The following is an 11,969-nucleotide window of genomic DNA, read 5'->3' as shown; positions in this document are numbered from 1 at the left end:
TCGTTGAAAAAAGATGGAGAAGATGGAATAAGGCGCCAGGCCACTCCGTCATGCAGGAAGAAGGAGTCCATTGAGCCTGTTGACGACCGATCGCACACGCCAGTTCGAAGCCGCAGCGCTGCCGCATCTCGATGCGGCGTGGAATCTTGCGCGCTGGTTGTTGCGCGACGACCAACTGGCCGACGATGCGGTGCAGGAGGCGTACCTGCGTGCGTTCCGGTTTTTCGACGGGCTGCGCGGCGAGAGCGCGCGGCCATGGCTGCTGGGCATCGTGCGCAATGCCTGCTACGACTGGATGCGGCAGAACCGGCAGTTGGCAGATCAGGTCGAGTTCGACGAGATGCGCGACAGCGAGGCCGTGGAGGGCCACTCTTCAACGCAAGCAGGCGATCCGGCCCGGCAATGGGAGCAGCGCGCACAGGGCGAGCGCATCAATGCCGCCATCGACGCGCTGCCGCCGGTGTACCGTGAAGTGATCGTGCTGCGCGAACTCGAAGAGATGCGCTACGAGGACATCGCGCGCATCGCCGGCGTGCCGCTGGGCACGGTGATGTCGCGGCTGTCGCGCGCGCGGGCCTTGCTGCGCGACAGCCTGCGCGACGAACGGCCCGCTGGCGACGCTGGAGGAAAGATCCACCATGTCAATGTCTGAAGAAGAACTGGGAACGCTGATCCGGCGTCACGCGGTGCGGCACACGCCGCCGGATGGGCTGGCCGAGTGCATCGGACAGGCGGTGCGCACCGAAGCGGTGGTCGCACCCGCGCCAGTGCGGCCTCGCCGTAGCCTGTGGCAGGGCCTGGCGTGGTTCGGCACGGGCGCGGCGACGGCCTGGGGCCTTGCGCTGATGCTGCTCGCGACGCCGGTGCCGCCGAAGGACGCGCTCGCCGAGGCCGTCACCGCCAACCACGTGCGCTCGCTGATGGCCTCGCACCTGGCCGACGTGGCTTCGTCCGACCAGCACACGGTGAAGCCGTGGTTCGCCGGCAAACTCGACTTTTCACCGCCGGTGATCGACCTGGCTGCGGAAGGCTTTCCGTTGACTGGCGGGCGGCTCGACTACCTCGATGGGCGCACGGTTGCGGCACTGGTGTATCGCTCGGGGCCGCATGTGATCAATGTGTTCGTCTGGCCGGCGGCTGATGCGAAGGCACAGGGCCCTGTGTTCTCCACGCGCCAGGGCTACCAGCTGGCGCGCTGGGCCCAGGGCGGCATGCAGGCGTGGGCAGTGTCGGACCTGAATGCGGCGGAGCTTCGCCGCTTCGCGTCGCTGCTGCGCGAACGCGGCACGCCCGAGGGCGCGACGACCCTCAGCAAGTAACCGTTTCGGGCCGGCGCGCTTCGGCGCGCGCGCTCGCAATCGCCCAGCCGAACACGCCCATGCCCGCCAGCGCCAGCAAAGCGCCGACCCAGCCGGTCGAGGTCCAGCCCAGACCCGCGGCAATGGCCACGCCACCGAGCCACGCACCGAGCGCGTTGGCCATGTTGAAGGCCGAGTGGTTGAGCGCGGCGGCGAGCGTCTGCGCATCGCCGGCCACGTCCATCAGGCGGATCTGCAGCGCCGGGCCGATGGCGACGGTGGTGCCGATGAGGAACACGTTGAACGCCGCTGTAAAGACGTTGTGCGCCGCGAAGGTGAACATCGCGAGCACCAGCGCCGCATAGACCAGCAGTCCGCCGATAGTGCGCATGAGCGACTTGTCGGCCAGGCGCGACCCCACGAGGTTGCCGGTGACCATGCCCAGGCCGAACAGCGCCAGCACAAAGGGCACGCCGCCCATGGGCATGCCGGCCACTTCGATGAGCGTGGGCTTGATGTAGCTGAACACCGAGAACATGCCGCCGAAGCCGATGGCACCGATGCCGAGCGTGAACCACACCTGCTTGCGCTTGAGCGCGCCGAGTTCGCGCCACGGGCTGGCGCCTGCGGGCGCGGCGAGGTCGGGGATGTCGCGGCGCAGCAGCGCGATGGCCACCAGCGCGATCACTCCGACGAACACGAAGGCGGCACGCCAGCCGAAGATCTGGCCCAGCCACGCAGCGATGGGCACGCCGACCAGCGTGGCGCCGGTGAGCCCCAGCATGACGAGCCCCACGGCCCGCGCGCGGCGCCCCGGTGGCGCGAGCGTGGCGGCCACGAGCGCGGCCACGCCGAAGTAGGTGCCATGAGGCAGGCCTGTGGCAAAGCGCAGCAGGTTCAGCAGCAAATAGTTGGGGGCCGCCGCGCTGGCGAAGTTGCCGGCCGCGAACACGGCCATGAGCGCGATCAGCAGCGCGCGTCGGCGCCAGCCTGCGGCCAGCACAGCGAGCACGGGCGCGCCGATGACCACGCCAAGCGCGTAGGCGCTGATGACGTGGCCGGCCTGGGGAATGCTGACATCGATGTCCTTCGCCACCTCGGGCAGCAGGCCCATGATGACGAATTCGCCGGTGCCGATGGCAAAGCCGCCGACGCCGAGTGCGAGCACCGCGCGCAGGAAGTTGACGGGCGCGGCGGGAGAAGAAGAAACGGAAATGTCGGTGTCCGCGCTGTCCAGCGCGGGTGGGGAGGCGTTCAAGGCCAGGCTCCTGGGAAGGTGCCCGGCGGCCGCGGGCAGAAGCCGGATTTTAGGGTAAACCCTGAATTTCCGCCGATACGCAGTTGCCCAAGGCCTTGTACTGGCAGGGCTTCGAAGCCCTGCCCCAGGGGTTCAGATGGCGACGAGCTGCCGCACGCCCTGCGCTTCCATGTCCTTGCCGAGGCCGCGGGCAATGACTTCGCCGCGCTCCATCACGAGGTAGTCGTCGGCCAGTTCCTGGGCGAAGTCGTAGTACTGCTCGCACAGCACGATGGCCATGTCGCCGCGGTCGGCCAGCATGCGGATGACGCGGCCGATGTCCTTGATGATGCTGGGCTGGATGCCCTCGGTAGGCTCGTCGAGGATCAGCAGCTTGGGCTTGGGCGCAAGGGCCCGGGCGATCGCAAGCTGCTGCTGCTGCCCGCCGGAGAGGTCGCCACCTCTTCTGTTGATCATTTGCTTGAGCACGGGGAACAGGTCGAACAGCTCCGACGGAATGGGTGTGCTGCCGCTCTTGTAGGCCAGGCCCATGCGCAGGTTTTCTTCGACCGTGAGCCGCGCGAAGATCTCGCGGCCCTGCGGGACGAAGCCGATGCCGGCTCTTGCCCTGTCGTAAGGCGTGGCCTTGTGGATGGGCTTGCCTTCGAGTTCGATGCTGCCGCTCTTGATGGGCACCAGGCCCATGAGCGACTTCAGCAGCGTGGTCTTGCCTACGCCGTTGCGGCCCAGCAATACCGTGACCTTGCCGAGCGTTGCCTCGAAGCTCACGTCTCTGAGGATGTGGGAGCCGCCGTAGTACTGGTGGATGTTCTTGACTGTCAGCATGGGTTCGGTTCCTCAGCGGCCCAGATAGACCTCGATCACGCGTTCATCTGCCTGCACTTCGTCCAGCGTGCCTTGCGCCAGCACGGAGCCGTCGCACAGCACGGTGACGATCTCGGAGATGGTGCGGATGAAGCTCATGTCGTGCTCCACCACCATCAGCGAATGCTTGCCCTTGAGCGTGAGGAACAGCTCGGCGGTGCGAGCGGTTTCTTCATCGGTCATGCCTGCGACGGGCTCGTCGAGCAGCAGCAGCTTCGGGTCTTGCATCAGCAGCATGCCGATTTCGAGCCACTGCTTCTGGCCATGGCTCAGGTTGCCGGCCAGGCGCGACACGCTGTCGGCGAGGTGGATGGTTTCCAGCACCTCGGCCAGGCGGTCGCTTTGCGCCGAGTCGAGCCTGAAGAGCATCGAGGCGCGCACGCCCTTGTTGGTCTTCAGTGCGAGCTCGAGGTTCTCGAACACGGTCAGGTGCTCGAACACTGTCGGCTTCTGGAACTTGCGGCCGATGCCCAGTTGCGCGATGTCGGCTTCGCGGTGGCGCAGCAGGTCGATGGTGCTGCCGAAGAACACGGTGCCCGAATCGGGCCGGGTCTTGCCGGTGATGATGTCCATCATCGTGGTCTTGCCCGCGCCGTTGGGGCCGATGATGCAGCGCAGCTCGCCCGGCGCGATGTCGAGCGACAGCTTGTTGATGGCCTTGAAGCCGTCGAAGCTCACGCTGACGTCTTCGAGGTAGAGGATGCGGCCATGCGTGACGTCGACTTCGCCCGGCATGACGTGGCGGCCGAAGTCTGCGGCGCGGCCGCCCGATTCGGTGCTGCCGCTCGCGTAGTGAATGCCGCTGGCGCGTGCGGCGCGCTCGGCGCCGGCTTCCATCAGGTCGGGCGTCATGCGCGTGCTCCCTTCGCGTCCACGGGCAGCGAGGCAAGCGCATCGGGCTCGACGCCCTGCTCCACCGCAACCGAGCGCCGTGCAGCGTCCTGCACGGGCTCGGGCGACACCGGCTTCTTCTCCCTCGACACCCACTTGCGCACCAACCCTACGATGCCGTTCGGCAGGAACAGCGTGACAGCAATGAATAGGGCACCCAGGAAGTACAGCCAGTACTCGGGGTAGGCCACGGTGAGCCAGCTCTTCGCGCCATTGACGATGAAGGCGCCGATGATGGGGCCGATCAGCGTCGCGCGTCCGCCCACGGCGGCCCAGATGGCGATCTCGATGGAGTTGGCAGCGCTCATCTCGCCCGGGTTGATGATGCCGACCTGCGGCACGTACAGCGCGCCAGCCACGCCGCACATGATGGCGGAGATGACCCAGATGGTGAGCTTGTACGGCAGCGGGTTGTAGCCCGAGAACATCACGCGCGTTTCTGCATCGCGAATGGCCTGCAGCACGCGGCCGAATTTGCTGCCGATGAGCCACTTCGCGAACAGGAAGAAGCCCAGCAGCGTGGCGCCGGTGAGCGCGAACAGCGTCATGCGCATTTCCTGCGTGGCGATCGGAATGTTCAGAATGCGCTTGAAGTCCGTGAAGCCGTTGTTGCCGCCGAAGCCCGTCTCGTTGCGGAAGAACAGCAGCATGGCCGCGAACGTCATGGCCTGCGTGATGATCGAGAAGTACACGCCCTTGATGCGCGAGCGGAAGGCGAAGAAGCCGAACACGAAGGCGATGAGGCCCGGCACCGCCACGATCAGTATCAGCGTGGCGATGAAGCTGTCGCTGAAGGTCCAGTGCCATGGCAGCGTCTTCCAGTCGAGGAACACCATGAAGTCGGGCAGGTCGCTCTTGTAGTTGCCGTCGCGGCCGATCTGGCGCATGAGGTACATGCCCATCATGTAGCCGCCGAGCGCGAAGAACAGGCCATGGCCCAGCGAGAGGATGCCGGTGTAGCCCCAGATCAGGTCCATGGCCAGCGCGCAGATGGCGTAGCACATGATCTTGCCGACCAGCGCCACGGCGTAGTCGCTCATGTGCAGCGGGCTGTCGACCGGCACCCAGATGTTGAGCACGGGCGCCACGGCGCACACCACGATCAGCGCGACGAAGAAGGCCGTCCAGCCCTTGCCGCTCAGCAGCGGCCCCTTGGTTGGAAGTACGACCTTGCTCATGCCTCAGCGCTCCGGCCTTTCATTGCGAAGATGCCTTGTGGCCGCTTCTGGATGAAGATGATGATGAAGACAAGCACCGCGATCTTCGCGAGCACCGCGCCCGCCCAGCCTTCGATGAACTTGTTGAGAATGCCCAGCCCCAGCGCCGCGTACACGGTGCCCGCAAGCTGGCCGACGCCGCCCATCACGACCACCATGAAGCTGTCGACGATGTAGCTCTGGCCCAGGTCGGGGCCGACGTTGCCGATCTGGCTCAGCGCGCAGCCCGCAAGGCCCGCGATGCCGGAGCCGAGCGCGAAGGCGTAGGTGTCGATGCGCGCCGTGTTCACGCCCATGCACGAGGCGATCGGCCGGTTCTGCGTGACGCCGCGCACGAAGAGGCCAAGGCGCGTGCGGCCGATGAGCCATCCCATCGCAAGCAATACCAGCGCGGCGAAGATGATGATGCAGATGCGGTTCCACGGCAGCGTGACGTTGCTCAGCATGGTGAAGCCGCCGCTCATCCAGCCGGGGTTTTCGACGCCGACGTTCTGCGCGCCGAACAGCGTGCGCACGAGCTGCTGCAGCATCAGGCTGATGCCCCAGGTGGCGAGCAGCGTTTCGAGCGGGCGGCCGTACAGGAAGCGGATCACGCCGCGCTCCAGCACCGCACCCACGAGCGCCGACGCGAGGAACGAGACCGGAATGGCAGCCACGAGGTACAAGCCGAAGGCCGCCTCGGGCACGTACTTCTGGAAGATGCCCTGCATCACGTAGGTGGCGTAGGCGCCGATCATCATCAGCTCGCCGTGCGCCATGTTGATCACGCCCATCAGCCCGTAGGTGATGGCCAGGCCGAGCGCGGCCAGCAGCAGCACCGAGCCCAGGCTGATGCCGCTGAACACGGCGTTGATGCGGTCGCCCCAGACCAGCGCGCCGTCGATGCTGGCAATGGACGCGACGATGGCGGCCTTGACGTCCGCTTCGGTTTCGTCGGCCAGGCGCTGGTTGAGCAGCAGCTTGGTGTCGGGGTTGCGGTTGTTGCCCAGCTCCTTGGCGGCGATGAGGCGCTTGGCCTTGTCGGCGCTGTTGAGCATGCTGGCGGCGCGCACCAGCTCGAGCTGCGCCTTGATCTTGGGGTTGGTCTCGGCGGCCAGCGCCTTCTCGACCATGGGCACGCGCGATTCGTCGGGCTCCTTGAAGAGCGCTTGCGCGGCTTCGGCGCGCACCGCGTCGTCCTTGCTCGTGAGCTTGAGCGCGGCCTGCGCGGCATCGAGCGCACCGCGCATGAGGTTGTTGTTGACGACGTCTTCGGCGGTGTCGGGCACCTTCAGCTCGGCGCCGGTGACGGGGTCGTAGCCTTTGTCGTCCTTCATCACGAAGACCCTGTCTTCGGTGTACTTGACCGCGTCGTCGGACATGGCCTGGATGAAGGCGGCGGTCTTGTCATCGGCCGTGAGCACGGCCTTGTTGAGCGCGGCGATGCGGGCTTCGGATTCGCCGGAGGCGATGGCCCGGGCTTCGTCGGCGGTCAGCGCATGGGCGGCCGATGCCATGAGGAGCATGGCGGCGAGTGCGCAGTGAAGGGTTCGTCGAAGCATCATGAGTTTCGTGTTGCCCCCTCTCCCCTGGGGGAGAGGGTTGGGGTGAGGGCTTGCGGCCTTCCAACAAACGCGGCGGCCAGATCGACCGCCGTTGCCCTCACCCCCGCCCTCTCCCCGAGGGGAGAGGGAGCAAGGCAAGGGACCTGTCGAAGACTTACATCGACTTGCCAGCCGGGTAGTCAGGCTTCTTGTCGTTGCCTTCGATGTACGGGCTCCACGGCTTGGCCTTCACAGGACCCGGCGTCTTCCACACCACGTTGAACTGGCCATCGGCCTTGATCTCGCCGATGAACACGCTCTTGTGCAGGTGATGGTTCTTCTCGTCCATCTTCGAGACGATGCCCGAGGGCGCCGTGAAGGTCTGGCCGGCCATGGCGGCGATCACCTTGTCGGTGTCGGTCGACTTGGCCTTCTCGACCGCCTGCTTCCACATGTGGATGCCGATCCAGGTGGCTTCCATCGGATCGTTGGTGAGCGGCTTGTCCTTGTGGCCGGCGATGTTCTTGGCCTTGGCGTAGTCGCTCCACTGCTTGATGAACGCCGTGTTGGTCGGGTTCTTGATCGACATGAAGTAGTTCCATGCGGCCAGGTGGCCGACCAGCGGCTTGGTGTCCACGCCGCGCAGTTCTTCTTCACCCACCGAGAAAGCAACCACAGGCACATCCTTGGCCTTCAGGCCGGCGTTGCCGAGTTCCTTGTAGAAGGGCACGTTGGAGTCGCCGTTGATGGTCGACACCACTGCCGTCTTGCCGCCGGCCGAGAACTTCTTGATGTCGGCAACGATGGTCTGGTAGTCGCTGTGGCCGAAGGGGGTGTACTTCTCGTCGATGTCGGTGTCCTTCACGCCCTTGCTCTTGAGGTAGGCGCGCAGGATCTTGTTGGTGGTGCGGGGGTACACGTAGTCGGTGCCCAGCAGCACCCAGCGCTTGGCGCCGCCGCCTTCCTTGCTCATCAGGTAGTCGACGGCCGGAATGGCTTGCTGGTTGGGCGCAGCGCCCGTGTAGAACACGTTCTTCGAGAGCTCTTCACCCTCGTACTGCACCGGGTAGAACAGCAGGCCGTTCATTTCCTCGACCACCGGCAGCACCGACTTGCGCGACACCGAGGTCCAGCAGCCGAAGATCACCGAGACCTTGTCCTGGCCGAGCAGCTGCTTGGTCTTTTCGGCGAACAGGGGCCAGTTGGAGGCCGGGTCGACCACCACGGGCTCGAGCTGCTTGCCCAGCACGCCGCCCTTCTTGTTGATGTCGTCGATGGCCATCAGCACCGTGTCTTTCAGCACGGTTTCCGAAATGGCCATCGTGCCCGACAGCGAGTGCAGCACGCCGACCTTGATGGTGTCGGCAGCGAAAGCGGGCGCAGCAGAAATGCTGGCCAGCGCGACGGCGGCGGTGAGCGCCTTGAGTGTGAAACGACGTTGCATGTGGACTCCTGCTCCGGGTTGGTTGAACCTTGTCGCCAGCGCTTTGCTGGCGTGGGAGGGAGTCTGCGGAATGCACCAGGAAGGGGAAATACGCCGGGTGGCGTACACGGAAGGTATTCAGGCGGGTGGTGGCGGCGCGGGGTACTTCTGCGCGTTGACCAGCATCTTGCTTCTGGCCGCCTCGATCACGTCGATGCCGAGCTTGTCGGCGAGCTGCAGCAGGTAGAGAAAGACATCGGCGATCTCCGTGCCGATCTCGGCGCGCTTGTCGGCCGGCAGCGAGCGGCTCTGCGCTTCGGTGAGCCACTGGAAGTGTTCGAGCAGCTCGGCAGCCTCGACCGAGAGGGCCGAGGCGAGGTTCTTGGGGGAGTGGAACTGCTCCCAGTTGCGGGCTTGCGCGAAGTCGCGCAGCGCCTGAATCAGTTGTTGCAGATCGGTGACCATGTCGCTCCTGTTGTGCGGTCAGGAGTTTGGCACGGCCACCCTCCCTCAGGCCTACCGGCTCCCACGCCGATGGAGCACAGCCACCACCAGGGCCGACATCATCAGGTACAGCAGCGCGACACCGAACGCTCCCGAATAGCCGGCCATGTCCGTCGCCTCGCCCAGCCGCCCGTAGAAGAGGATGCCGATCAACGCCACGCCCAGCGCATTGCTCGCCTGCTGCACCATCGACAGCACGCCCGAGGCCACGCCCGCATGCTGCGGCGGCAGCCCGGCCAGCACGGTGGACACCAGCGGCGCCATCACCATGCCGAGCCCCGCGCCCTGCACCAGCAGCAGCGGCACCATCCACGCCACGACGTGCGAATGCCCGGCCCACCCGGCCACATTGACGAACTGCAGTGCATGCCCCGCGGCCAGCACCAGCGCACCGAGCGCGATGGGTGGCTTGCCGCCGAAGCGGCGTGCCAGGCGCGCGCCCGCCATCGACGTCGCGAAGAAGCCGACCGCCAGCGACGTGAAGACGATGCCCGAGGTGAGCGCATCGAGCGCCAGGCCTTGCTGCAGATATAGCGCAAGCACGAAGTACAGCGAGGCGTTGCCCACATAGAAGGCCAGCGTGGTGAACAGGCCTGTGACGAAGCGGCCATTGGCCAACAGCGCAGGTGCCACGAGCGGCGCACCGCCGCGTGCAGCGAGCCAGCGCTGTTGATATGCAAAGGCTGCGAGCAGCGGCAGCGCCGCCGCAAGGCACACCCAGCTCCACAGTGGCCAGCCCTGTTCGCGGCCTTCCACCAGCGGCAGCACCACGGCCACCGAACCCGCGGCCACCAGCAGCATGCCGGCCAGGTCGAGCTTGCTGTTGCCGCTGTTCGCCAGCGGCGGAATGACGCGCGGTGCAAGCATCAATGCCAGCAGGCCGATCGGCACGTTGATGAGGAAGCAACTGCGCCAGCCGAGACCCGCCAGGTCGGCGTGAATCAGCAAGCCGCCAACCAGTTGCCCGAGCGTGGCTCCGAGCCCCAGCGTGAGTCCGTACGCCGCAAAGGCACGCGCCCGGTCTTCGCCGGTGTAGGCCAGGCCGATCATCGCCAGCACCTGTGGCTGCAGCAGCGCGCCGGCCAGCCCCTGCAGCACGCGCGCCGCCACCAGCAGTTCGGCGTTCGGCGCAAAGCCGCAGGCGGCTGAAGCCAGCGTGAACAGCAGCAGGCCCAGCATGAACATGCGGCGGCGCCCGAACAGGTCGCCGAGCCGGCCGCCGGTGATCAGGCCCGCGGCGGTGGCCAGGCCATAGCCGGCCACCACCAGTTGCAGGGTGCCCGCGCTCGCCAGCAGCTCGCGCTGCATCGATGGCAGCGCGACGTTGACGATGAAGAAGTCCAGCACCACCAGGAAGGTGCCGCTGAGCATGACCCACAGGCCCAGCCGCCCGGGCTTCGTCGCGCCCGCGCTCTGACTGCCTGTGGAAGAAAGGGATGCTGCAGAAGCAACGATGTTTGACTGCGTCATGATGGGCTCGAGTGTTGGGAGCAAGCGATACGGCGGCAATGACCCCGGAGGTCATCGCCAGGGTTCAGACGGCGGGCGTCGGCAGGATGAACTGGTAGTCCGTGGCGATGCGGCCGTCTTCGGCCAGCACCAGGAACTCCAGCCCGACTGCGGCCACCGGGCCACCGGCGGCCGGGACCATGTGCCAATGGAACATCACCGCGTCGTGCAGGAACTGGGCGTCGCCCGCGGAGACGAAGCGGAAGCCGGCGTCGCGCACGTTCTTCTCGTGCGAGCCGGTAACGCGCTGCTGCAGCGCCTCGTAGCCCTTGGCCTGCAGCGTGCGCACGTAGTGCTCGCCGTCGGGCACCCAGAGGCTGGCGATGGCGGCGCGGCGGGCGTCGGCATCGGGTTCGTTCCAGACGGCGACGTAGCGGTCGGCGAGTTCGGCGAAATCGGTTCTGGCGTTCATGGTCTGCTCCTGCTGCTTCTTGCATGTGGGAAGAGTGAAGCCGCAGTTTCTGCCTCGCCACGTGGACAGTGAATGCCTGAAAAGCCGACAATCTTGTCCATTCGTCCACTGCCACAGGAGTCTTCATGGACCCGCTCGACGACGTCTTTGCCGCCATGCGCGTGCGCAGCGCCCTGTATGCCCGGCTCGAAGCCGGCGCGCCCTGGGGAGTGAGCCTGGCGGGCGGCGAGAGCGCGCGCTTCGGGCTGGTGGTGCGCGGCGGCTGCCTGCTGGAGATCGAGGGCATGGCACAGCCGGTGGCGCTGGCAGCAGGCGACTGCTATGTGCTGGCGCACGGCACGCCCTACATCCTGCGCGACCATCCGAACACGCCGACTGTGAGCTGCGCCTCGGTCGTGCGCGACCGCATCGGCGGACTGGTGGAGCTTGGCGGCACGGGCACGGCGGCCTCGGTGATCTGCGGCTGGTTCCACTTCGACCAGCGCGCTGCGCGGCCGCTGCTCGATCTGCTGCCGGTGCTGCTGCACGTGAAGATGGAGCAGGCCCGCGCCCTTGCGCTGCAAGGCACGCTGCAACTGCTGGCCATGGAAACCGGCGAGCCGGGCCTGGGCTCCAGCCTGCTGGTGAGCCGGCTGGCCGACATCGTGTTCGTGCAAGCCGTGCGCGCGCACGTCGCGGCCAACGGCGAATCGCAAACGGGCTGGCTGGCCGCGCTGGCCGACGCGCGCATTGGCCCGGCCCTGCGCGCGATGCACAAGGACATCGCGCGCGACTGGACGGTGGAGGCTCTTGCTTCCGTCGCGAGCCTGTCGCGCTCGGCCTTCGCGCAGCGTTTTCGCGAGCGGGTGGGACAGGCGCCGCTGGAGTACCTCACGCAGTGGCGCATGTTCAAGGCCGGCAACATGCTGGGGCAAGGCCACGCGGCCCTGGGCGCGATCGCCGGGGCGGTGGGCTACGAATCGGAGGCGGCGTTCAGCAAGGCCTTCAAGCGCGAGAAAGGGATGGCGCCCGGAGCGTGGCGGGTGGCGACGCGCGAAGGCGCTGTCGCTGCATAGCGGCCCTTTTTCTCT

General features: G+C 66.6%; 12 protein-coding genes. 3 read left to right on the top strand and 9 right to left on the bottom strand.

Annotated features, from left to right (window positions below):
* The first annotated feature begins 70 nt into the window (after nt 1-70).
* On the top strand, nt 71-652 hold the full coding sequence (locus NWF24_RS06310; RefSeq protein ID WP_258353443.1) for a sigma-70 family RNA polymerase sigma factor: 582 nt from the start codon (nt 71-73) through the stop codon (nt 650-652).
* Nucleotides 639-1,319 carry an anti-sigma factor family protein gene (locus NWF24_RS06305; protein WP_258353442.1) on the top strand — a complete coding sequence of 227 codons (681 nt, stop codon included), beginning with the start codon at nt 639-641 and terminating at the stop codon, nt 1,317-1,319. Before NWF24_RS06310 ends, NWF24_RS06305 begins: the two co-directional genes overlap by 14 nt.
* On the opposite strand, the gene NWF24_RS06300 is transcribed toward NWF24_RS06305, so the two are convergent.
* The 9 genes from NWF24_RS06300 to NWF24_RS06260 form a co-directional block, all read right to left on the bottom strand.
* A complete protein-coding gene (locus NWF24_RS06300) occupies nt 1,309-2,556 on the bottom strand; it encodes an MFS transporter (RefSeq protein WP_093178114.1) in 1,248 nt (415 codons plus the stop codon). The genes NWF24_RS06305 and NWF24_RS06300 overlap by 11 nt on opposite strands.
* Nucleotides 2,557-2,688: 132 nt before the next feature.
* The gene (gene urtE / locus NWF24_RS06295) at nt 2,689-3,381 is read right to left on the bottom strand and encodes an urea ABC transporter ATP-binding subunit UrtE (protein WP_015866784.1); all 693 of its coding nucleotides are present in this window, start codon (nt 3,379-3,381) and stop codon (nt 2,689-2,691) included.
* Nucleotides 3,382-3,393: 12 nt separating this feature from the next.
* Nucleotides 3,394-4,272, bottom strand: coding sequence for an urea ABC transporter ATP-binding protein UrtD (urtD, locus tag NWF24_RS06290; protein ID WP_258353441.1), 879 nt, complete (start codon nt 4,270-4,272; stop codon nt 3,394-3,396).
* On the bottom strand, nt 4,269-5,489 hold the full coding sequence (urtC, locus tag NWF24_RS06285) for an urea ABC transporter permease subunit UrtC (protein WP_258353440.1): 1,221 nt from the start codon (nt 5,487-5,489) through the stop codon (nt 4,269-4,271). Before urtC ends, urtD begins: the two co-directional genes overlap by 4 nt.
* Nucleotides 5,486-7,033 carry an urea ABC transporter permease subunit UrtB gene (gene urtB, locus NWF24_RS06280; protein WP_258353439.1) on the bottom strand — a complete coding sequence of 516 codons (1,548 nt, stop codon included), beginning with the start codon at nt 7,031-7,033 and terminating at the stop codon, nt 5,486-5,488. The genes urtC and urtB overlap by 4 nt, the downstream gene beginning before the upstream one ends.
* Before the next feature lie 193 nt (nt 7,034-7,226).
* Nucleotides 7,227-8,495, bottom strand: a complete 1,269-nt coding sequence (gene urtA, locus NWF24_RS06275) for an urea ABC transporter substrate-binding protein (protein ID WP_093058616.1) — start codon at nt 8,493-8,495, stop codon at nt 7,227-7,229.
* A gap of 117 nt (nt 8,496-8,612) precedes the next feature.
* Nucleotides 8,613-8,939 carry a nucleotide pyrophosphohydrolase gene (locus NWF24_RS06270; protein WP_258353438.1) on the bottom strand — a complete coding sequence of 109 codons (327 nt, stop codon included), beginning with the start codon at nt 8,937-8,939 and terminating at the stop codon, nt 8,613-8,615.
* Between the two features lie 51 nt (nt 8,940-8,990).
* Nucleotides 8,991-10,448: an MFS transporter gene (locus tag NWF24_RS06265; protein ID WP_258353437.1), complete on the bottom strand. Its 1,458-nt coding sequence runs from the start codon at nt 10,446-10,448 to the stop codon at nt 8,991-8,993.
* Nucleotides 10,449-10,512: 64 nt separating this feature from the next.
* Complete coding sequence (locus tag NWF24_RS06260; RefSeq protein WP_258353436.1) at nt 10,513-10,899, bottom strand: nuclear transport factor 2 family protein; 387 nt, start codon at nt 10,897-10,899, stop codon at nt 10,513-10,515.
* Between the two features lie 125 nt (nt 10,900-11,024).
* Between NWF24_RS06260 and NWF24_RS06255 the strand changes: the two genes are divergently transcribed.
* Complete coding sequence (locus NWF24_RS06255) at nt 11,025-11,954, top strand: AraC family transcriptional regulator (protein ID WP_258353435.1); 930 nt, start codon at nt 11,025-11,027, stop codon at nt 11,952-11,954.
* The last annotated feature ends 15 nt before the right edge of the window (nt 11,955-11,969 follow it).

The organism is Variovorax paradoxus (assembly GCF_024734665.1).
Lineage (GTDB): Bacteria > Pseudomonadota > Gammaproteobacteria > Burkholderiales > Burkholderiaceae_C > Variovorax.
The sequence above is the reverse complement of the archived record's forward strand: the minus strand, read 5'-3'. Positions and strand labels throughout refer to the sequence as shown.

Excerpts from the sequence above, each read along its gene's own strand:
- NWF24_RS06305 (WP_258353442.1), top strand. The coding sequence starts at position 639 with ATGTCAATGTCTGAAGAAGAACTGGGAACGCTGATCCGGCGTCACGCG.
- NWF24_RS06255 (WP_258353435.1), top strand. The coding sequence starts at position 11,025 with ATGGACCCGCTCGACGACGTCTTTGCCGCCATGCGCGTGCGCAGCGCC.
- NWF24_RS06265 (WP_258353437.1), bottom strand. The coding sequence starts at position 10,448 with ATGACGCAGTCAAACATCGTTGCTTCTGCAGCATCCCTTTCTTCCACA.
- urtE (WP_015866784.1), bottom strand. The coding sequence starts at position 3,381 with ATGCTGACAGTCAAGAACATCCACCAGTACTACGGCGGCTCCCACATC.
- NWF24_RS06260 (WP_258353436.1), bottom strand. The coding sequence starts at position 10,899 with ATGAACGCCAGAACCGATTTCGCCGAACTCGCCGACCGCTACGTCGCC.
- urtC (WP_258353440.1), bottom strand. The coding sequence starts at position 5,489 with ATGAGCAAGGTCGTACTTCCAACCAAGGGGCCGCTGCTGAGCGGCAAG.
- urtA (WP_093058616.1), bottom strand. The coding sequence starts at position 8,495 with ATGCAACGTCGTTTCACACTCAAGGCGCTCACCGCCGCCGTCGCGCTG.
- urtB (WP_258353439.1), bottom strand. The coding sequence starts at position 7,033 with ATGCTCCTCATGGCATCGGCCGCCCATGCGCTGACCGCCGACGAAGCC.
- NWF24_RS06270 (WP_258353438.1), bottom strand. The coding sequence starts at position 8,939 with ATGGTCACCGATCTGCAACAACTGATTCAGGCGCTGCGCGACTTCGCG.
- urtD (WP_258353441.1), bottom strand. The coding sequence starts at position 4,272 with ATGACGCCCGACCTGATGGAAGCCGGCGCCGAGCGCGCCGCACGCGCC.